The 19316-nt window shown below is 70.6% G+C and carries 18 protein-coding genes, 1 pseudogene and 1 riboswitch; of the genes and pseudogenes, 7 read left to right on the forward strand and 12 right to left on the reverse strand.

Annotation, left to right across the window (positions count from 1 at the left end; genetic code table 11):
- Positions 1-128: 128 nt before the first annotated feature.
- The 7 genes from ACBI99_RS45385 to ACBI99_RS45415 all read right to left on the reverse strand — a co-directional run bounded on the left by ACBI99_RS45385 (position 129) and on the right by ACBI99_RS45415 (position 6754).
- On the reverse strand, positions 129-353 hold the full coding sequence (locus tag ACBI99_RS45385; RefSeq protein ID WP_219506502.1) for a DUF6458 family protein: 225 nt from the start codon (positions 351-353) through the stop codon (positions 129-131).
- A 69-nt stretch (positions 354-422) separates the two neighbouring features.
- Entirely contained in the window at positions 423-944 is a 522-nt protein-coding gene (locus tag ACBI99_RS45390) for an NAD(P)H-dependent oxidoreductase (RefSeq protein WP_364171953.1), read from the reverse strand.
- Positions 941-2278, reverse strand: coding sequence for an LLM class flavin-dependent oxidoreductase (locus ACBI99_RS45395; protein WP_357593933.1), 1338 nt, complete (start codon positions 2276-2278; stop codon positions 941-943). The genes ACBI99_RS45390 and ACBI99_RS45395 overlap by 4 nt, the downstream gene beginning before the upstream one ends.
- The gene (locus ACBI99_RS45400; protein ID WP_308125803.1) at positions 2275-3030 is read right to left on the reverse strand and encodes an ABC transporter permease; all 756 of its coding nucleotides are present in this window, start codon (positions 3028-3030) and stop codon (positions 2275-2277) included. The genes ACBI99_RS45395 and ACBI99_RS45400 overlap by 4 nt, the downstream gene beginning before the upstream one ends.
- Entirely contained in the window at positions 3027-3839 is an 813-nt protein-coding gene (locus ACBI99_RS45405) for an ABC transporter ATP-binding protein (RefSeq protein WP_375075398.1), read from the reverse strand. Before ACBI99_RS45405 ends, ACBI99_RS45400 begins: the two co-directional genes overlap by 4 nt.
- A complete protein-coding gene (locus ACBI99_RS45410; protein WP_357593930.1) occupies positions 3836-4846 on the reverse strand; it encodes an ABC transporter substrate-binding protein in 1011 nt (336 codons plus the stop codon). The genes ACBI99_RS45405 and ACBI99_RS45410 overlap by 4 nt, the downstream gene beginning before the upstream one ends.
- A gap of 102 nt (positions 4847-4948) precedes the next feature.
- The gene (locus ACBI99_RS45415; protein ID WP_375075399.1) at positions 4949-6754 is read right to left on the reverse strand and encodes an acyl-CoA dehydrogenase; all 1806 of its coding nucleotides are present in this window, start codon (positions 6752-6754) and stop codon (positions 4949-4951) included.
- 103 nt (positions 6755-6857) lie between these two features.
- Here ACBI99_RS45415 and ACBI99_RS45420 point away from each other — a divergent pair, with 103 nt between their 5' ends.
- The 3 genes from ACBI99_RS45420 to ACBI99_RS45430 all read left to right on the forward strand — a co-directional run bounded on the left by ACBI99_RS45420 (position 6858) and on the right by ACBI99_RS45430 (position 8519).
- The gene (locus ACBI99_RS45420) at positions 6858-7655 is read left to right on the forward strand and encodes a class I SAM-dependent methyltransferase (protein WP_357593926.1); all 798 of its coding nucleotides are present in this window, start codon (positions 6858-6860) and stop codon (positions 7653-7655) included.
- 18 nt (positions 7656-7673) lie between these two features.
- Positions 7674-7737, forward strand: a riboswitch (guanidine-III (ykkC-III) riboswitch).
- A gap of 33 nt (positions 7738-7770) precedes the next feature.
- Entirely contained in the window at positions 7771-8091 is a 321-nt protein-coding gene (locus ACBI99_RS45425) for a multidrug efflux SMR transporter (RefSeq protein WP_219506487.1), read from the forward strand.
- A gap of 59 nt (positions 8092-8150) precedes the next feature.
- Positions 8151-8519, forward strand: a complete 369-nt coding sequence (locus tag ACBI99_RS45430) for a VOC family protein (RefSeq protein WP_357593924.1) — start codon at positions 8151-8153, stop codon at positions 8517-8519.
- Here the strand turns inward: ACBI99_RS45430 and ACBI99_RS45435 are convergent.
- Positions 8508-8954: a hypothetical protein gene (locus tag ACBI99_RS45435; RefSeq protein ID WP_375075400.1), complete on the reverse strand. Its 447-nt coding sequence runs from the start codon at positions 8952-8954 to the stop codon at positions 8508-8510. The two genes, ACBI99_RS45430 and ACBI99_RS45435, sit on opposite strands and share 12 nt — an antisense overlap.
- A 76-nt stretch (positions 8955-9030) precedes the next feature.
- Between ACBI99_RS45435 and ACBI99_RS45440 the strand changes: the two are divergent.
- Positions 9031-9435: pseudogene (locus ACBI99_RS45440) on the forward strand (GNAT family N-acetyltransferase); the annotation flags it as partial.
- Between the two features lie 114 nt (positions 9436-9549).
- Entirely contained in the window at positions 9550-9948 is a 399-nt protein-coding gene (locus tag ACBI99_RS45445; protein ID WP_357593935.1) for a GNAT family N-acetyltransferase, read from the forward strand.
- Here the strand turns inward: ACBI99_RS45445 and ACBI99_RS45450 are convergent.
- Positions 9927-10469 carry a PadR family transcriptional regulator gene (locus ACBI99_RS45450; protein WP_357593920.1) on the reverse strand — a complete coding sequence of 181 codons (543 nt, stop codon included), beginning with the start codon at positions 10467-10469 and terminating at the stop codon, positions 9927-9929. The genes ACBI99_RS45445 and ACBI99_RS45450 overlap by 22 nt on opposite strands.
- A 68-nt stretch (positions 10470-10537) precedes the next feature.
- Between ACBI99_RS45450 and ACBI99_RS45455 the strand changes: the two genes are divergently transcribed.
- Positions 10538-11302, forward strand: coding sequence for an alpha/beta hydrolase (locus ACBI99_RS45455; RefSeq protein WP_375075401.1), 765 nt, complete (start codon positions 10538-10540; stop codon positions 11300-11302).
- Here ACBI99_RS45455 and ACBI99_RS45460 read toward each other — a convergent pair.
- Positions 11280-13304 (reverse strand): molybdopterin-dependent oxidoreductase, encoded by a 2025-nt coding sequence (locus tag ACBI99_RS45460; RefSeq protein WP_375075402.1) that lies wholly within the window; start codon positions 13302-13304, stop codon positions 11280-11282. The genes ACBI99_RS45455 and ACBI99_RS45460 overlap by 23 nt on opposite strands.
- 195 nt (positions 13305-13499) lie before the next feature.
- On the opposite strand from ACBI99_RS45460, the gene ACBI99_RS45465 reads away from it, so the two are divergent.
- On the forward strand, positions 13500-15875 hold the full coding sequence (locus ACBI99_RS45465) for a lysylphosphatidylglycerol synthase transmembrane domain-containing protein (protein ID WP_357593915.1): 2376 nt from the start codon (positions 13500-13502) through the stop codon (positions 15873-15875).
- Here ACBI99_RS45465 and mgrA read toward each other — a convergent pair.
- Positions 15844-16842 carry an L-glyceraldehyde 3-phosphate reductase gene (gene mgrA, locus ACBI99_RS45470; protein WP_375075403.1) on the reverse strand — a complete coding sequence of 333 codons (999 nt, stop codon included), beginning with the start codon at positions 16840-16842 and terminating at the stop codon, positions 15844-15846. The two genes, ACBI99_RS45465 and mgrA, sit on opposite strands and share 32 nt — an antisense overlap.
- A complete protein-coding gene (locus ACBI99_RS45475) occupies positions 16839-18890 on the reverse strand; it encodes a S9 family peptidase (protein WP_364171971.1) in 2052 nt (683 codons plus the stop codon). Before ACBI99_RS45475 ends, mgrA begins: the two co-directional genes overlap by 4 nt.
- Positions 18891-19316: the final 426 nt, after the last annotated feature.

The following is a 19316-nucleotide window of genomic DNA, read 5'->3' on the forward strand; positions in this document are numbered from 1 at the left end:
CGATCTCCAAATACAACGCCCGCGGACCCGCCATCGACCGGACCACCTACAAAGCCACCATCAGCATCAACATGCTCCGGGCCAGCCCTTGACGCCACGACCCCAGCCCTAACTGAACGGCGTTGGCTCTAGAGCTCGGGCGGGTTGTTCTCGCGGTGCATCAGCCGGTCGTCGGAGGTGCGGCCGCGCCGGGGCGCGAGCACGACGCTCAGCACGATCCCGGCGCCTCCGACGATCATGAAGATGAGGCCGATCACGTCCATGTGGACGCTCTGGCCGAACACGTCGGGCTCGATGGCGAATCTCAGGATGGCGCCGAGCGTGAGGAAGAAGATGCTGACCCCGACACCCATGACGGCCTCCAGCGACAGGCAAAGAGCTAGTACGTCCTCGGTCATACCCGGGTAACGCGGATCACACCCTCAGGACGCCACCTCCTGCCTGAGCACCGCCGCGACCTGGGGCGCGACCCGGTCGGCCCAGTCGGCGAGCACCTCGCCGAGCTGCGGCAGCCGCGACTCCAGCAGCGCCAGGCCGGGCGTGGGCACGACGGCGCCGAGCTCCACCAGCAGCGGCCGCAGGTGCACTTCGACGGCCAGGGAGTGCGCCGGGTCGCCCATGACCAGCAGGGGCAGCGCCGCGGTCCCGCGCAGCGCGGCGGGAGGCAGCCGGTCCAGGAAGGACTTGAGCAGCCCGGTGTAGGTGCCCTTGTAGGTGGGACTGGCCACCACCAGCACGCGTGCCCCGGTGACCAGCTCCACGGCCACCTCCACGGCGGCCGACGGGGTGGCGGCGAGCAGGTGCGGCCCGAGCGCCGACAGGTCCACGACCTCGGGCGGCCCGTCGTGCCCGATCCGCCGCCCGACGGCCTCGGCTGCCTCGACGGCCGCCGCGAGCGTCCTGGAGCCCTCTCGCGGGTTGCCGACCAGCGTGACGAGGCTCATCCGGCCACCACCAGGTCGGCGGCCCGATCGGCGGCGTAGCGGGAGCCCGGCCTGCTCAGGCCGTAGTTCTCGCGCAGCGTACGGCCCTCGTACTCGTGCCGGAACAGCCCCCTGACGCGCAGCTCCGGCACGACGTGGTCGACGAAGTCGTGCAGCCCGCTGGGCAGGAGCGGCGGCATGATGTTGAACCCGTCGGCCGCGCCGCCCTCGAACCACTCCTGGATCTGGTCGGCGATCTGCTCGGGCGCCCCGGCCACCACCCGGTGCCCACGGCCGCCGGCCAGCCGGGCGATGAGCTGCCGCACGGTCAGGTTGTCGCGCCTGGCCAGGTCCACGACGAGCTTGCGGCGGCTCTGCGCGCCCTCGGTGTCGACGCCCACGTCGGGCAGCGGCCGGTCGAGCGCGTCGTGGTCCAGCTCGATGCCGACGAGCGTGGAGAGCTGGGCCAGCCCGTAGGCGGGGATGATGAGCTCGTCCAGCTCGCGTTCCAGGCGGCGGGCCTCGCTCTCGGTGGAGCCGATGACGGGCGAGATCCCGGGCAGGACGAGCAGGTCGCCGGGCTGCCGGCCGTGGCGGGTCAGGCGGCTCTTGAGGTCGCGGTAGAACGCCCGGCCCTCCTCCAGCGTCTGCTGGGCGGTGAACACGGCCTCGGCGTAGCGGGCGGCGAACTCCTTGCCGTCCTCCGACGAGCCCGCCTGGACGAGCAGCGGATGCCCCTGCGGCGGCCGCTGGGTGTTCAGCGGGCCGCGTACGGAGAACCGCTCGCCGGCGTGCTCGATCGCGTGGATCTTGCCGGTGTCGGCGTAGACGCCGCCCGCCCGGTCGGCCACGACGGCGTCGTCCTCCCAGCTGTCCCAGAGCTTGGTGACCACGTCCAGGAACTCGGTGGCGCGGGCGTAGCGGTCGGCGTGCGCGGGCCGCTCGATGCCGAAGTTGCGCGCCTCGGCCTCGCCGGCGGAGGTGACGATGTTCCAGCCGGCCCGGCCGCCGCTGATGTGGTCGAGCGAGGCGAACTTGCGGGCGACGTGGAACGGCTCGTTGTAGGTCGTCGAGACGGTCGCGATCAGCCCGACGTGGTCGGTCACGGCGGCGAGCGCGGACAGCAGGGTCAGCGGTTCGAGCCCGCCGAGCGCGTTGTGCCGGACGTCGGCCTGCAGCGCCACCCCGTCGGCCAGGAAGACGGAGTCCAGCTTGCCCGCCTCGGCGATCCTGGCCAGCTCCTGGTAGTGGCGGACGTCGGCCAGGCGGGCGGGCTCGGTCAGCGGGTGCCGCCAGGCGGCCTCGTGGTGGCCGACGCCCATGAGGAAGGCGTTGAGGCGTAGCTGTCTGCTCATGTGGTCCTCCAGGTGCTGAAGCGGCGCTCGACGCTGACCAGCAGCAGGTTGAACAGCAGGCCGAGCAGGGAGATCGTGATGATTCCGGCGTACATGTCGGGGATGCGGAAGCTGAACTGGGCGTCCTGGATCAGGTAGCCGAGCCCCGCCTTGGCGCCGACCATCTCGGCGAAGAGCAGGACGAGGATCGCGTACGCCCCGGCCAGCCGGATGCCGGTGAAGACGGCGGGCACGGCGGCGGGCAGGATCACCTTCTGGAACAGCCGGACCGGGCCGACGCCCATCGACCTGGCGGACTTGACCAGCAACGGCTCGACCGCCCGCACCCCGCTGATGGTGTTGAGCAGGATCGGCCAGGAGCAGGCGTACAGCACGAAGGTGATCTTCGTGGTCTCGCCGATGCCGAGGATCAGCGTGAAGACGGGCAGCAGCGCGACCGCCGAGGTGTTGCGGAACACCTCCAGCAGCGGCACCAGCGTGTCGGCCACCGGCCGGTACCAGCCGATCAGCAGCCCGAGCGGGATGGCCAGCAGGATGGCCAGGCCGAACCCGGACAGCGAGCGCACCAGCGACGCCCGTACGTGCTCGGGCAGTTGACCGCCGAGCAGCAGGTCGTAGCCGGCCTGGAGGTTCACCGAGAGCGGCGGCACGAAGACCGGGTCGACCACGCCCAGCCGGGGCAGCCCCTCCCAGGCCGCCAGGAGCAGCAGGACGGCCGCCGACCGGGCGGCGGCCCGCCGGACGGCGCTCACGAGGCCCGCTCCTGCTCCTGGGCCGCCGCCACCTCGGCGCGCAGCCGGCTCCACACGTGGTGCCGGTACGCGCCGAACGCCGGGTCGGCCCGGAGGTCGCCCTCGCGCGAGTCGAACGACACCTCGACGACCTCCTTGATCCGCCCCGGCCTGGAGGTCATGACGGCGACCCGCTGGCCCAGGTAGACGGCCTCGTCGATGCCGTGGGTGATGAACACGATCGTCTTGCCGGTCTTGCGCCACACGTCCAGCAGCTCGCCCTGCAGCGACTCGCGCGTCTGGGCGTCCAGGGCGGCGAACGGCTCGTCCATGAGCAGCACGTCGGGGTCGAAGGCGAGGCTGCGCGCGATGGCGACCCGCTGGCGCATGCCGCCCGACAGCTCGTGCGGGTAGCGGTCCTCGAACCCGGCCAGGCCGACCAGGTCCAGGTAGTGCCTGGCCCGCCCGGCGCGCTCGCGGCGGGGTACGCCCTTGGCCTCCAGCCCGAACTCGACGTTGGCCCGCGCCGACCGCCACGGGAACAGCGCGTACTGCTGGAAGACCACGCCCCGGTCGAGGCCGGGGCCGGTGACGGGGGCGCCGTCGATGAGGATCTCGCCGCTGCTCGGCGCGGCCAGCCCGGCGATCAGGTCGAGGAGTGTGGACTTGCCGCAGCCGCTCGGCCCGACCAGCGTCAGGAACTCTCCTTCGCGCACGTCCAGGTCGATGTCCGCCAGCGCGGTGAACGGCTCGCCCCGGACCGTGAACGTCCGGCCCACGCCCCGGATGCCGATCTTGGTGCGGACGGCGGTCTCGCTCAGTGTCGTCATGAGGCGCTCCGGCCGGCGTAGGGGTTGAACGCGTTGGTGAAGACGTCGCCGGCCTCGACCTGGCCGGGCCTGATGTCGCCGGAGCGCTCCAGCCAGTCGATCCAGGTCTGGAACTCCTTGACGGCGATCACCCCGCCTGGGCCGGCGATGCCCGAGCTCTTCCAGTAGCGCACGGTGCTCGGGTCCTCGTTGCGGCCGCGGCGGTTGATGATCTGCTCGAACTTGGCGACCACCTCCTCGCGGGGGCGGGTCTGGGCCCAGTGCACGGCCTTGGCGAAGCCGGTCACGAACGTGCGGACGACCTCGGGGTTGTCGGCGATGAACGCCTCGCGGAAGACGACCGAGCCGGCGGTGAACGGCCCGAACAGCCCGGTGTCGGTGAACAGCGGCCGCAGCCCGCCGCGCTCCAGCGCCTTGTCCTTGAGGATGCCGCCGAGGGTGCCGACGTCGAGCTGTCCCTGGCGCAGCGCCTGCTCGGTGTTGACCGGCGGGACGACGACGAGCTGGACGCGCTCGATCTCGGCGGGCGTGAGCCCGGCCCGGGTCAGATACTCCTTGATCACGGCTTCGTGGTGCGCGCCGAGCGTGTTGACGCCGATCTTCTTGCCGATGAGGTCGCGCGCGGTCCTGATCGGGCTGTCCTCGGGCACGTAGTAGCCGCTGAACGACTTCTCGTCCGCGCCGTAGTAGCCGATCACGGCCTTGATGGGGGCCCGGGCGGCCCGGAGCTTGACGATGGCGCCGTTGAAGGCGCCGCCGAAGTCGGTCTGGCCGGTGGCTGCGGACTGGATGTCCTGCGGCCCGGAGGTGGTGTTGCCGACCCACTTCAGCTTGATGTCGCCGAGGTAGCCCAGCTCCTCGGCCAGTTCGGGGAAGGTGACCGCGCCGACGCTGCCCTGGTAGCGCAGTTCCTTCTGGACGGATCCGGCCTGGCTCGTCCCACAGGCTGCGGTGGCCAGCAGCAGCGTGGTTGCGGCAACGGCATGTCTGAAACGGCCCACTCTCATGCCGCCGAACCTAGGCGTCCGCCGCCACTAAGTCAACATTTCCTACAGGTTTAATAGGGAAATGGTGCGAAGAACGCGCCGGCCATCGGGCCGGCGCGTTCGTCAGAAGGCCTCTTCGGGCAGCTCCATGAGCTCCTGACCAGTGGCGTCGAGCGTGCGGCGCTCGGCGGCCAGGCGGGGCAGCACGGTCGTGGCGAAGAACGACGCCGCCGCGACCTTGCCCTGGTAGAAGGGGTCGTCGCCGTCCGCCAGGCGGGCCAGCGCCACCTCGGCCTGGCGCAGCAGCAGCCAGCCGATCACCAGGTCGCCCAGCGAGAGCAGGAACCGGGTGGTGTTGAGCCCGACGCGGTAGACCTCCTCCGGCTTCTCCAGCGACCCGAGCGCCCAGCCGGCCATCGTGTCGCCCATGGCCTTGACCTCGGCGGCGGCCTCGGCGAGCAGCTTGCGCTCCTCCTTGAGCCGGCCGTTGCCCGCCTCGGAGGCGGCGAACTCGTTGATCTCGGTCAGCAGTGCGCCCACGGCCGCGCCCTGGTTGCGCAGGATCTTGCGGAAGAACAGGTCCAGGCCCTGGATCGCGGTCGTGCCCTCGTACAGGGAGTCGATCTTCGCGTCCCGGATGTACTGCTCGATCGGGTAGTCCTGGAGGTAGCCGGAGCCGCCCAGCGTCTGCAGCGAGCGCGCCAGCAGTTCGTACGAGCGCTCCGAGCCGACGCCCTTGACCAGCGGCAGCAGCAGGTCGTTCATCGCGTGCGCGTGCCGGTCGTCGGGGTCGATCTGGATGGCGTCCTGGAAGGTCGCCGTGTAGAGCACCAGCGCCCGCATGCCCTCGGCGTACGCCTTCTGCAGCATCAGCTCGCGCCGCACGTCCGGGTGGTTGACCACGGTCACGCGCGGGGCGGTCTTGTCGGCCATCTTGGTCAGGTCGGCGCCCTGGAAGCGCTGCTTGGCGTACTCCAGCGCGTTCAGGTAGCCGGTGGACAGGGTGGCGATGGCCTTGGTGCCGACCATCATGCGGGCGTGCTCGATGACCATGAACATCTGCTTGATGCCCTCGTGCACGTCGCCGACCAGCCAGCCGACCGCCGGGTGCTTGTCGCCGAAGGTGAGCTCGCAGGTCGTGGAGACCTTCAGGCCCATCTTCTTCTCGACGTTGGTCACGTATGCGCCGTTGCGCTCGCCGAGCTCGCCGGTCTCCAGGTTCACGTGGAACTTGGGCACCAGGAACATCGACAGGCCCTTGGTGCCGGGGCCGTGGCCCTCGGGGCGGGCCAGGACCAGGTGGAAGATGTTCTCGGCCATGTCGTGCTCGGCGCTGGTGATGAAGCGCTTGACGCCCTCGATGTGCCAGGTGCCGTCGTCCTGCTTGATCGCCTTGGCGCGGCCGGCGCCCACGTCGGAGCCGGCGTCGGGCTCGGTCAGCACCATGGTGGCGCCCCAGTTGCGCTCGATGGCCAGCTCGGCGAAGCGCTTCTGCTCCGGGGTGCCGACCTTCCACAGCGTGTAGGCGAAGTTCGGGCCCGCCGCGTACATGTACAGCGCCGGGTTGGCGCCCAGGACCATCTCGGCGGTGGCCCACGCCAGGCTCCGCGGGATGCCGGGGCCGCCCAGGTCGGTGGGCAGGTCGAGGTGCGCCCAGCCGCCGTCGACCAGCGTCTTGAACGACTTCTTGAAGCCGTCGGGGATGGTGACGGACCCGGTGGCGGCGTCGAAGACGGGCGGGTTGCGGTCGCCCTCCTCGAACGAGTCGGCCAGGACGCCCGTCGCCAGCCGCTCGGCCTCATCCAGGATGCTGCGGGCCGTGTCCTCGTCCACGTCCGCGTACGGGCCCCTGCCGAGGATCTCGCGTCGCCCGAACACCTCGAAAAGGTTGAACTCCAGGTCACGCACGTTGCTCTTGTAGTGGCCCATGGGTGCAGCTCTCCTTGAACCGAGTCCTTCATCTACCGGTGAGTAACCTTACTAGCAATGCTACCCGCCGGTAACCATGGATATGCGTGGCATGCTCATCTCCGTGGATGCCGAAGAACTCGCCGCGAGATGGCGAGAGCGCCTGGAATCCTGGGCCATTCCGCCGGAGATCCTGGCCGCGGCCCCGGTCGATCCGTGGGGCTATCCGGTGAGCCGGTTCACCAGCCGCACCGACAGAGCGCTCGCCGAGCCCGACGACGGGCCCACCATGACGCGCGTGAGGCAGGCGCTGCCCGAGGGCGGCACGCTGCTGGACGTCGGCTCGGGACCGGGCGCCTCGTCGCTGCCGCTGCGCGAGCGCATCGGCCACCTCTACGCCGTCGACAGCTCGCCCGAGATGCTCGACGAGCTCTCGGCCCGCGCCGACAAGCTGGGCGTGCGCACCACCGCGATCGCGGGCCGCTGGCCGGACGTGGCGGACGAGGTGCCCGAGGTCGACGTGTCGGTGGCCGCGCACGTGGTCTACAACGTCCCCGACCTGGCGCCGTTCCTGTTCGCGCTCGACTCGCGCACCCGCCGCCGCGTGGTGCTGGAGCTGCCGCACCGCCATCCCATGAGCTGGCTGGCGCCGCTCTGGCAGCACTTCCACGGCGTCGACCGTCCCGTGCGGCCCGTCGCCGAGGACTGCGTGGCGCTGGCCGCCGCGCTGGGCTTCGCGGTGCGCGTGGAGGAGCGCGAGGCCCCGCTGGAACGATTCAGCTCCCTGGAGGAGCTGGCCGCCAGCGCCTGCCACCGCATCTGCCTCGACCCGGCGCGGGCCGACGAGGTGGCGCGCACGGCGCAGGAGATGGGGATGTGGCCGATGCCCCGCGACCGCTGGGTCACGATCTGGTGGGAATGATCGCGGCCCTGGGGGCGTTCCGTGTTGTGAGCACAGCTCCCGGACGAGACGCGCCGTACCCGGTAGGTAAAGACGACGCATGACACTGCAGTCCCGCTGAAGGAGTCATGCCACGATGGCCTGGATCATCCTCGTTCTCGCCGGCGTCGCCGAAGTCGCGATGGCCCTGTCGCTCAAGCTCAGCAACGGTTTCACCCACGTGTGGTGGTCCGTCTCCTTCCTGCTCACCGCGCTCCTGAGCTTCGGCATGCTCGCGTACGCCCTCAAGTCCCTCGAGGTCGGCACCGCGTACGCCGTGTGGACCGGCATCGGCGCGGTCGGCACGGCGGTGCTCGGCATGCTGGCCATGGGCGACGACGTCTCGGCGATCCGCCTGATCTCCATCGGGCTCATCCTGGCCGGGGTCGTCGGGCTCAACCTGGCCGGCGCGCACTAACCGGCTTGACTCGATTGCCGGTGTCGCGATTGAGTGGCCGAATGATCGAGATTCACGCTGTGACCATTGACTGCGCCGACCCGTACGAGCTCGCCACCTGGTGGAGCAAGGCCACGGGCCTCCCGCTCGGCGACGGCGACATGCCGGGCGACGACGAGGTGATGCTGCGCACCAAGCACGACCCGTTCCTGCTGTTCATCCGGGTGCCGGAGGGCAAGTCCGTGAAGAACCGGCTGCACCTGGACGTCAACGGCACCGAGGGCCGCACCCGCGACCAGGAGGTCGAGCGCCTGCTCGGCCTCGGCGCCACCATCTACGACGACCGGCGCGACGAGAACGGCATCGGCTGGGTCACCATGCGCGATCCCGAGGGCAACGAGTTCTGCGTCTGCCGGAGCGAGGCCGAGCGGGCCGCCTCAGCGAGCTGAGCGCGCCCGGCCTTGCATGGTGAGGGTGAGCACGGCGGCGATCACGTAGACGAGCAGTCCGTGCCAGCCGGCGTGCACCGCCGAGCCGAACACGCCCTCCCCGTCGAGCACGAGCTGCACCGGGTAGTCGAGCACCGCGGTGATGCCGGCCGGCAGCAGCGCGAACTTCCACGGGTGGCGCAGGCCCCACACGCGCGCCTGCCGGGTCACCCGGTCGCCCTCCTCGGGCTTGGACACCGCGCCCACGGCCGCGATCAGCGCGAACAGGCTGATGCCCAGCCCCAGCGCCCACACCATGTCGCCGCCGCCGAGCAGCCCGACCCCGAAACTGGTCGCGGCGACGGCGCCACCGCCGATGACGGCGGCCTTCCACGGAGCGCCGCGCAGGGCGGCGGCGGACAGCGAGACTTCATCACGTCGGGTGATTTCGTTCATGTCCTCAGCGTGCCTCCGGCCGCCCCCTGCCCACATCGGGGATGGACCCTGACCAGTCCCTGACATGATGCAGTTCATGCGAGATGTCACGATTGAGCAGTTCGGCGCCGGCGAGTGGGAGCGGCTGAAGGCGATCCGCCTGCGCGCGCTCCAGGAGGCGCCTGACGCGTTCGGGTCCTCCTACGAGCGGGAGAGCGCGTTCACCGCCGAGACGTGGGCTGAGCGGCTGTCAGGGTCGTGGTGGCGGGTGGCCGTCATCGACGGCGGCGACGCCGGGCTGGTGTGCGTGCGGGTCGAGGAGGGCCGGGCGCACCTGCTGTCGATGTGGGTCGCGCCGGAGGCCAGGGGCCGCGGGGTCGCCTCGCGGCTGGTCGACGCGGCCGTCGCGCACGCCAGGGAGGTCGGCGTGGACGAGGTCGAGCTGTGGTGCGTCGACCACAACACGGCGGCCAGGGCGCTGTACGCGAGCAAGGGGTTCACCCCCAGCGGCAAGAAGATGGGCCTGCCGTCCAACCCCGACATCCCCGAGTCCCACTATGTCCTGTCCCTGCTCTTCCGCCGGGCCCGCCGGGACGACGTGCCCGCGATCGTGGCGATGCTGGCCGACGACCCGCTCGGCGCCACCCGCGAGGGAGACCCGTCCGACGAGCGCTACCTGGCCGCCTTCGACCGCATCGACGCCGACCCGTACGACGAGCTGATCGTCGCCGAGCGCGACGGCAAGGTGGTCGGCACCATGCAGCTCACCTACCTGGCCGGGCTGTCGCGGCTGGGCGCCGAGCGGTGCCAGATCGAGGCCGTCCGGGTCGCCGCCTCCAGCCGGGGGGAGGGGCTGGGCCGCAGGATGATCCAGTGGGGCATCGACCGGGCCCGCGCCCGGGGCTGCGCCATGGTGCAGCTCACCTCCGACAAGTCCCGCGCCGACGCGCACCGCTTCTACGACTCGCTCGGCTTCACCGCCTCGCACGAGGGCTACAAGCTCGCGCTGAGCTGAGCCAGCATCCACCTGCACCAGTCGGCCCGGTGCCGCTCGTAGCCGAGCCCGCACCGCAGCGTCGCGTAGTTGCCGAAGCGCGGGTCGCCGATCGGCGGCGGCCCGCCGAACAGCTCCTCCTCGCGCTCGTAGTCGGCCAGCCTGGCCTCGTGGCGGGCGAGCTGGTCGGCGAAGAGCCGCCGCAGCGCCTCCGGCTCGGCGAGCCAGGCCGTGTAGGTCTTGAGCACCAGCTCGTCGCGCTCCGGCCGCTCGCGCGGCGGCTCGGTCACCCACTCGCGCAGCGCCGCCGTGCCCGCGCCGGTCAGCCGGTAGATCTTCTTGTCCTGCGGCCCGGGCCCCGCCTGCGTCTCGTACGCGACCAGTCCTTCGGCCAGCAGTTTCTGCAGCTCGGTATGGATCTGGCTGTGCCTGGCCGTCCAGAAGTAGGCCACCGGCCGGCGCATCGCCTGGGCGATGTCGTACCCGGTGCGCTCGCCGCGGGCCAGCACGGCGAGGATCGCGAATCCCAGCGTTGAGGTCATGGTGCGTCCAGAGTATTGTTCCTGGCAACTATGTCACTTCTGACATAGTCTCAGAGAAAGGGGCGGCCATGCGCGCGATAGTCGGCTCGTTGGGACTCGTACTGGTGCTGACCGCTTGCGGAGGCGCGGTCAGCACCTCGGCCGCCCCCAGCCCGTCACCACCACCCAGCGCCACCCCCACGCCCACGCCGACGCCGACGCCGACGAAGGCCAAGGCGAAGGGCCCCAACGTGAGCGGCTGCTACACCCGCGACGACGGCAAGATCTTCACCTACGGCGACGACATGCCCGGCGTCATCACCGGAAAGGGCGAGGTCGGCGTCGTCATCACCTACGAGCGGCGCGGCAACGTGTGCTCCTGGCGCCCGCTGTCCGACCGGCTCGTCGCCGCCGGCTACCGCGTCCTGCTGTACGCGCGCAAGTCCGTCGACCTGCCCGAGGACACCGCGCTGGCGATGGCCAGGCGGCTGGCCAAGGAGAAGGGCGTCGAGCGGGTCTTCCTGGCGGGCGGCTCGATCGGCGCCACCGTCTCGGCGACCGCCGCGCTGGAGCTGGGGGACAAGGCCGCCGGGGTGATCGCCCTGTCAGGCGCGATCGACGCCGCCGAGGCCGCGAAGCTGAAGGTGCCGCTGCTCCAGATCGGCACCGAGCACGACAGCTACGGCGGCGCCGACGACCTGCAGACCGCGCACGACGCCGCCACCCGCGCCCCCGACCGGCAGATCCACGTCATCAAGGGCGAGAGCGCGCACGCCTCCGACCTGTTCCGGGGCCCCTACGCCACCGAGGTCATCGACCGGGTCGTGGCGTTCATGGACCGGCACAAGGGCTGAGCTCCACCAGGTTGTCGTGGTAGACCGCACCCCTGCCCAGGTCGGCGTCACGCTCGGCGACGACCGTGTTGGGGTTGGCGCCGCCCGGGCTGAGCTTGGGCCAGCGGCCCTTGGGCGAGGCCACCACGCCGGGCGCCACCCGGTCGCTGATCTCGACGTCGGCCAGGAAGCCGCCGCCGGCGTTGTGCACCCGCACCCGCTGCCCGTCGCTCAGCCTGCGCGCCCGCGCGTCGGCCGGGTTGACCAGCACGACCGGCTCCTTGGCCCGCCGCCGCAGCTCCGGATTGTTGCCGAAGGTGGTGTTGAGGAACGTGTGCGGGGCCGGCGTGATCAGCGTCAGCGGGTACGGGCCGCGCCCCGCCGTGCGCGCCGACAGCGACGGCACGTACGCCTTGCCCGGCGGCGGGAACCGCAGCCGGCCGGACCGGGTCGGGAAGCCGTCGGCGTGCGGCGTGAAGGGATCGGGGTAGTTCATCCGCACCCAGCCCTCCTTGCGCAGCCTGTCGACGGTGATGCCCTCAAGCGAGGAATGCCCGCTGGACAGCAGGTTCTCGGCCAGCTCCAGATCCGTGTCGAACAGGGACGGCTCGGTCATCCCCATGTGCGCCGCCAGCCGGCGGAAGGTCTCGGTCGTCGACAGGCACTCGCCCGGCGGCGGGCTCGCGGGCTCGTTCCACAGGAGGTAGAGGTGGCCGTAACCGGCGTGCAGGTCCATGTGCTCGGTCTGCATCGTCGCGGGGAGCACGATGTCGGCGTAGTCGACCGTGTCGGTCGGGAACTGCTCCATGACGACCGTGAACAGGTCGTCGCGCATCAGCCCGCGCCTGATCCGGTTGCTGTCGGAGGTCGAGCCGACCGGGTTCGCGCCGTAGACCCACAGGCACTTGACCGAGTCGGGGTCGGCCAGTTCGGAGGCCAGCCGCGTCATGGTGAGCGTGCGCACCGGCTTGGCCAGCAGGTCGTCGCGCGTGTCGATGTTGACGTGCACGTGGTCGCTGGTCGAGTAGGCGACGCCGCCGCCCGGATGCCGCCAGTCGCCGGTCACGGCGGGGATCGCGGCGATCGTGCGCATCGCGGTGCCGCCGCCCTCGTGGCGCTGGATGCCCATGGTGGCGCGGATCGCGGTGGGCCGGGTGTGGGCGAGCCTCATCCCCAGGCTGTGGATGTCGGCGGCCGGGATGCCGGTGATCTCCGCCGCCGTCTCGACCGGATATTTCAGGATCTCGGCGCGGAAGCTCTCCCACCCGTCGGTGTGCCGGGCCAGGAAGTCCTCGTCCTGCGCGCCCTCCGCCAGCACCACGTTCAGCAGGCCCAGCGCGAGCGCCGCGTCGGTGCCCGGCCGGATCGCCAGATGCTGGTCGGCCTGGTCGGCGGTCCTGGTGCGGATCGGGTCGATCGCCACCACGTGCGCGCCCTCGGCCCGCGCGTCCTGCACGAACTTCCACAGGTGGTGACCGCTGGTGAGCGTGTTCGTGCCCCACAGCAGGATCAGCCGGGACTGCGCGAAGTTCTCCGGGTCCATGCCGCCGGCCGTGCCGTTGGTCAGCCGGAGACCGGAGGTGCCCGCCGCCGAGCAGATGTTCAGCCAGTGCCGCGAGGCGCCCAGCATGTTCCAGAACCGGCGGCCGGCCACGCCCTCGCAGCCCTGGAGGTAGCCCAGCGTGCCCGTGCCCTGGTAGGGCCAGATCGCCTCGCCGCCGTGCTCCTCGACGATGCCGCGCAGCCGTACGGAGATCTCCTCCAGCGCCTCCTCCCAGGAGATGCGCTCGAACTGCCCGGACCCCTTGGGGCCGGTGCGGCGCAGCGGGTGGAGGATGCGGTCGGGCGCCCGCGTCTGCTCCAGGTAGCGGTTGACCTTCACGCACAGCGCGCCGCGCGTATAGGGATGGTCGGGGTTGCCGCGCATCTTGACCGCTTCGCCGTCCCGCACGGTGACCACCCAGGAGCAGGTGTCCGGGCAGTCAAGCGGACACGCTCCCAGCACCTTCAGTTCGCCCGACATGCGTCACAGCTTATGTGGAGCCCCTGCGGCGCGGTCAGGGGGAGTTCGCGGTAGAAATCAAGGTGAAGGGTTGGAGCTCCACCGACACGGGGCTCACAGATCGTACGATGCGCCCGGAAAGGTGCAGAATCACTGTCGGTGGCCGAAATCAGAGAAAGCGAAGACGCGGAGGACCTCTCGGAAGGGGATCCAGCCGTGGGCGAAGCGCGCCCTGACGCGGACGTCTACGTCGTCGAGCCGCTCCTGCCCCAGCGCCTGCGCAGGCCCTCCGACCTGCTGCGGCTGTTCGCCACGCTGCTCACGCTCGGCGCGGTGATCCTGCTCGCGCTGGTGGCCAAGCAGACGCTCAGCGGCCTCGAACGCGACGTCAGCGAGGGCACCGCCCTGGTGCCGCTGCTCAGCCGCGTCGCGACCTTCGTCGGCGGCGCGGCCGTGCTCATCGTGCCCGTCGCCTTCGCCGTCGAACGGGTCTTCCACCGCGACGGCCTGCGCGTCGCCGAAGGGCTCATCGCCGCCATCGTCGGCATGGTCGGCTCGTTCCTGCTCGGCCAGTGGCTGGTCGGCGGCAACGTCGACGACCTCGGCAGGCTGCTCACCGGCGGCCGGCCCATCGAGCCGCTCAACACGCTGCTCACCTCCGTCACCGCCTACGCCACCGCCGTCCGCATCTCCCGCCGCCCCACCTGGCGGGCGCTCGTGTGGACCGTGATCGGCCTCGACATCCTGGCGCTCTACTCCGGCGGCCAGATCACCCTGCCCGGCGCCATCGTCACCGTCCTGGTCGGCATGGCGATGGGCTACGCCACCCTGTACGGGATCGGCAGTCCCAACACCAGGCCGCCCGGCAACGCCGTCGTGGCCACGCTGCGCAGGCTCTCGTTCTCCCCGGTGTCGGCCCGCCGCATCGAGGACGACCACCAGGGCAGCCGCCGCTACGCCGTCGGGCTGGCCGACGGCGCGAGCCTCGACGTCACCGTGCTCGACCGCGACCGCCAGGTGGCCGGCCTGCCGTACCGGCTGTGGCGGCGCATCCGCCTCAACTCCGAGACCCGGCGCAAGGCCATCAGGTCGCTGCGCGCCGAGCTGGAGCGCGAGGCGCTCATGGCCTACGCCGCCCAGGCCGCCGGGGCCAGCACGCCCCGCCTGCTCGGCACCAGCGAGATCGGCACCGAGGCCGCGCTGCTCGTCTACGAGCACCTCGACACCCGGCCGCTCGACGAGGTGCCCGACGAGGAGATCAGCGACGACGTCCTCGCCCAGATCTGGGAGCAGGTCTCGCTGCTGCAGATCCAGCGCCTCGCCCACCGCAGGCTGACCGGCGACGGCATCCACCTCGACCGGGCCGGCCGCGTCGTGCTCACCGACGCCCGCAGCGGCGAGATCGCCGCCGGCGACCTGCTGCTGCGCCTCGACATCGCCCAGCTCCTCACCTATCTGGCGCTGCGCGTCGGCGCCGAGCGGTCCGTCAGGGCCGCCAGCGCCGTCATGGGCTCCGACGCGCTGGCCACCGCCATGCCGCTGCTCCAGCGCATCGCGCTCACCCGCGAGACCCGCGCCGCGCTGAAGAAGGACAAGCACCTGCTCACCGCGATCCGCGAGCAGATCGTCGCGCTCAAGCCGCAGAGCAAGCCGGAGGAGATCCGGCTGGAGCGCTTCCGGCCGCGCACGCTCGTCACGATCATCGCCAGCACGTTCGCCGCCTACATCGTGCTGTCCCAGCTCAGCCGGGTCGACGTGGTGCAGGTCGTCACCACCGCCAACTGGGCCTGGACCGGCCTGGCGCTGCTCGCCTCGTTCGTCAGCTTCGTGGCCGCCGCGCTGATGCTGCGCGGCTTCGTGCCCGAGCACCTGCCGCTGTGGCGCACGGTCCTGGTGCAGTTCGCCGCCTCGTTCGTCAAGCTCGTCGCGCCCGCGGCCGTCGGCGGCGTCGCGATCAACACCCGCTACCTGCAGAAGCGCGGCATCGTCCCGGCGCTGGCCGTGGCCAGCGTGGGCGCCTCGCAGCTCGTCATGATGGTCTTCCACATCGGCCTGCTGCTGCTGTTCGCCTACATCACCGGCTCCAACACCGCCACCACGTTCACGCCGTCGCGCGGCCTGGTCGTGGTGCTCCTGTCGGTGGCGCTGCTGGTCGTGGTGCTGTTCGGCATCCCGCCGGTGCGCCGGTTCATCACCCGGCGGATGCAGCGGCTGTTCGCGAACGTGCTGCCCCGGCTGCTCGACGTGCTGCAGACGCCACGCAAGATGATCGAGGGCGCCGTCGGCACCCTCATGATCACCATCGCCTTCGTGGCCTGCCTCTACGCGTGCGTCCACGCGTTCCGCGGCGAGATCGACTTCACCACGGTCGCGGTCGTCTACCTCACCGCCAACGCCATCGGCTCGGCCGCGCCCACGCCGGGTGGCCTGGGCGCGGTCGAGATCTCACTCACCGCCGGGCTGAGCGTCGCGGGAGTGCCGCCGACCCTGGCCACCTCGGCCGTGCTGCTCTACCGGCTGCTCACGTTCTGGCTGCCGGTGCTGCCGGGCTGGGCGTCGTTCACCTACCTGCAGCGGCACGAGGCCCTGTGATCTCGTCGATCGCCTTGAGCTCGTCCTCGGTGAACGCCGGGCCGTCCACGCACGCCACGTTGTCCTCCAGCTGACGCACGCTGCTCGCCCCGATCAGCACGCTCGTGACGCGCGGGTCGCGCAGCGTCCACGACAGCGCCATCTGGGCCAGGCTCTGCCCGCGCCCCCTGGCCAGCCCGTCCAGCGAGCGCGCCAGCTCCACGTCGATCTGCTTCTCGCTGAGGAACCGGCTGGTCGCCGCCCGCGAGTCCGCCGGCACGCCCTTCAGGTAGCGGTCGGTCAGCAGCCCCTGCGCCAGCGGCGAGTAGACGATGCAGCCCATGCCCGCCTCCTCCAGCGTGTCGAGCAGCCCGCCCTCGATCCACCTGTTGATCATCGAGTAGGACGGCTGGTGGATGAGCAGCGGCGTGCCCAGCTCCCGCATGATCCTGGCCGCCTGGGCGGTCTGCTCCGCCGAGTAGTTGGAGATGCCCGCGTACAGCGCCTTGCCCGAGCGCACCGCCCGGTCCAGCGCGCCCATGGTCTCCTCCAGCGGCGTGTCCGGATCGGGCCGGTGGCTGTAGAACACGTCCACGTACTCCAGGCCCATCCGGCCCAGCGACTGGTCCAGGCTGGCCAGCAGGTACTTGCGCGACCCCCATTCGCCGTACGGGCCGGGCCACATGTCGTAGCCGGCCTTGGTAGAGATGACCAGCTCGTCCCGGTACGCGGAGAAGTCCTGCCGGAAGATCCGCCCGAACGTCCGCTCCGCCGACCCGTACGGCACGCCGTAGTTGTTGGCCAGGTCGAAGTGCGTCACGCCCAGGTCGAAGGCCCGGCGCAGGATCGCCCGCGAGTTCTCCAGCGGCCGGTCGTCACCGAAGTTGTGCCACAGCCCCAGCGACACCGCCGGCAGCTTCAGCCCGCTGCGCCCACTCCGGTTGTACGGCTGCCGCTCGTAGCGGGCGGCGTCGGCCTCGTACGTCATGCTGTCCCTCTTTCGATGATCCACGACAGCGCGAACGCCTCCTCGCGCCAGGCGTCGTACCGTCCGCTGCGCCCGCCGTGTCCCGCGCCCATCTCCGTCTTCAGCAGGAACGGCCCGCCCTTGGCCGTGGCGCGCAGCCGCGCGATCCACTTGGCCGGCTCGTGGTAGAGCACCCGCGTGTCGTTCAGGCTGGTGATCGCGAGAATCGGCGGATACGTTCTGTCGTCCACGTTCTCGTACGGCGTGTACCCCTTCATGTACGCGTACACGTCCGCGTTGTGCAGCGGGTCGCCCCACTCGTCCCATTCGATCACCGTCAGCGGGAGCGACGGGTCGAGGATCGTGTTCAGCGCGTCCACGAACGGCACCTCGGCCACCACGCCCGCGAACTCCTCCGGAGCCAGGTTGACCGCCGCGCCCATGAGCAGCCCGCCCGCCGAACCGCCCCTGGCGATCACCCGCCCGCTCCACCCGGCCTGCTTGAGATGCCGGGCCGCGGCCACGAAGTCGGTGAACGTGTTCTTCTTGCTGGTGAGCTTGCCCTCCTCGTACCAGCGCCGGCCCATCTCGCCGCCGCCGCGCACGTGCGCGATCGCGAACACGAACCCCCGGTCCAGCAGCGACAGCCGCGGCACCGAGAAGCCCGGGTCGATCGACGTCTCGTAGCTGCCGTACCCGTACAGCAGCGTCGGAGCCGGCAGCGTCGTGTCCTTGCGCTTGACGACGGAGATCGGGACCTCGGTGCCGTCCTCGGCCGTGGCCCACTCGCGGAACTGCTCGTAGTCCTCGGGGTCGTAACCGCCGAGCACCGGCCGCCGCTTCAGCAGGATCAGCTCCCGCGTGGCCAGGTCGTAGTCGTAGACGCTGGCCGGCGTCACCATGCTGGTGTAGGCCAGGCGCAGCCGGTTCGTCACGAACTCCGGGTTCCCGGCCGGCCCGACGTCGTAGAGCGGCTCCGGAAAGTCGATCTCGTACGGGGCTTCGCCCTCGGGCAGCACCCGCAGCCCGGTCAGGCCGTCACGGCGGAAGTGCACGACGGCGTGGCCCGCGAACGCGTCGATCTCCAGCAGCCGGGTGTCCTCCCGGTGCTCGATCACCGGCGTCCAGACGCCGGGGTCGTCGAGCGGCGCGGTGGCCAGCTCGAAGTTGCGCGCGTTCTCGTTGTGGAGCACGTAGAAGAAGTCGCCCGCGTGCTCGATGCCGTACTCGACGCCGGTCTTGCGGGGCCGCACCAGCCGGAACTCGCCCGCCGGGTCGGCGGCGTCGAGGATGCGCACCTCGCTGGTGATCTTGCTGCCCGCGCCGAGCACCAGGTAGCGCTCGCTGCGGGTCAGCCCGATGCCGACCCAGAACCGCTCGTCGGTCTCCTCGTAGACGAGCACGTCCTCGCTGGTGCCGAGCGTGTGCCGGTAGACCTGGTAGGGCCGCCAGGCGTCGTCGACCCGCGTGTAGAAGAACGCCGACCCGTCGGCCGACCAGGCGCCGCCGTAGAAGATGTCGGTGATCTCGTCCTCGAGCAGCTCGCCCGTCGCCAGGTTCTTGAACCGCAGCGTGAAACGCTCGTCGCCCTTGAAGTCGGTGGAGTAGGCCAGCATCGTGCCGTCGGGCGAGACGGAGCTGGTGCCGACGGAGAAGAACGGGCTGTCGCCGGCCAGCTCGTTGCCGTCGAGGATGACCTGCTCGCGGTCGAGGCGCTCGCCCGGCGTGATCTCCGGCGGCGTGTCGCCGTCGGCGGGGACGCGGCAGGAGGTGGCGTACTGCTTGCCCTCCTCGGTGCGGGAGAAGTACCACCAGCCGCCCTTGCGGCTCGGCACCGACAGGTCGGTCTCCTGCGTGCGGCCCTTGATCTCCTGGAAGACCTGCTCCTGGAGCTCGGTCAGATGGGCGGTCTCCTCCTTGAGAAAGGCGTTCTCCGCCTCCAGGTAGGCGATCGTCTCCGGATCGTCTTTGTCGGTAAGCCAGGCGTACTCGTCGATCACGGTGTCGCCGTGATGGGTGCGCTCAGCCGGAACCTTCTTCGCCACAGGGGGCGTGTTGCCTCTGCTCACGTGGGGGAGTCTATGGTCGGCCGTGATCGATTTGTGGCCTGGCGGCGCAGGCAACACGGCACGAACGGTCTTGGGCGCTGCTAATCTTTAGGAGCCGACGCGGTGCGGCGCAACCCAACCTCCTCACTCAGGTGATTTCGGTATGGGCTGTGCGACTGGCGAAGGCACTCCTCGCAAGCTGGTAAGTTAGCGGGGCGTCGAAATTCCAGCAGGTCGAGCAAGTCCGGTCAATTTGACAGAGACTTGAACGGCTGAAAGAATTAAGACACAACGAAATGAGCGCCTCTCGCAGGACTGGAGAGCAAGCGTCCGTTTCTTGAGAACTCAACAGTGTGTCAAAAGCCAGTGCATGAAGTTTTTCATGCAACACCTCGTCAAATATTTGACGGATATGTTGCCTGGTATCAAACCTTTTTTGGAGAGTTT

The organism is Nonomuraea sp. ATR24, assembly GCF_041950485.1.
Lineage (GTDB): Bacteria > Actinomycetota > Actinomycetes > Streptosporangiales > Streptosporangiaceae > Nonomuraea > Nonomuraea ceibae.

Excerpts from the sequence above, each read along its gene's own strand:
- ACBI99_RS45385 (WP_219506502.1), bottom strand. The coding sequence starts at position 353 with ATGGGTGTCGGGGTCAGCATCTTCTTCCTCACGCTCGGCGCCATCCTG.
- ACBI99_RS45390 (WP_364171953.1), bottom strand. The coding sequence starts at position 944 with ATGAGCCTCGTCACGCTGGTCGGCAACCCGCGAGAGGGCTCCAGGACG.
- ACBI99_RS45395 (WP_357593933.1), bottom strand. The coding sequence starts at position 2,278 with ATGAGCAGACAGCTACGCCTCAACGCCTTCCTCATGGGCGTCGGCCAC.
- ACBI99_RS45405 (WP_375075398.1), bottom strand. The coding sequence starts at position 3,839 with ATGACGACACTGAGCGAGACCGCCGTCCGCACCAAGATCGGCATCCGG.
- ACBI99_RS45410 (WP_357593930.1), bottom strand. The coding sequence starts at position 4,846 with ATGAGAGTGGGCCGTTTCAGACATGCCGTTGCCGCAACCACGCTGCTG.
- ACBI99_RS45415 (WP_375075399.1), bottom strand. The coding sequence starts at position 6,754 with ATGGGCCACTACAAGAGCAACGTGCGTGACCTGGAGTTCAACCTTTTC.
- ACBI99_RS45425 (WP_219506487.1), top strand. The coding sequence starts at position 7,771 with ATGGCCTGGATCATCCTCGTTCTCGCCGGCGTCGCCGAAGTCGCGATG.
- ACBI99_RS45435 (WP_375075400.1), bottom strand. The coding sequence starts at position 8,954 with ATGAACGAAATCACCCGACGTGATGAAGTCTCGCTGTCCGCCGCCGCC.
- ACBI99_RS45445 (WP_357593935.1), top strand. The coding sequence starts at position 9,550 with ATGCTGGCCGACGACCCGCTCGGCGCCACCCGCGAGGGAGACCCGTCC.
- ACBI99_RS45450 (WP_357593920.1), bottom strand. The coding sequence starts at position 10,469 with ATGACCTCAACGCTGGGATTCGCGATCCTCGCCGTGCTGGCCCGCGGC.
- ACBI99_RS45455 (WP_375075401.1), top strand. The coding sequence starts at position 10,538 with ATGCGCGCGATAGTCGGCTCGTTGGGACTCGTACTGGTGCTGACCGCT.
- ACBI99_RS45460 (WP_375075402.1), bottom strand. The coding sequence starts at position 13,304 with ATGTCGGGCGAACTGAAGGTGCTGGGAGCGTGTCCGCTTGACTGCCCG.
- mgrA (WP_375075403.1), bottom strand. The coding sequence starts at position 16,842 with ATGACGTACGAGGCCGACGCCGCCCGCTACGAGCGGCAGCCGTACAAC.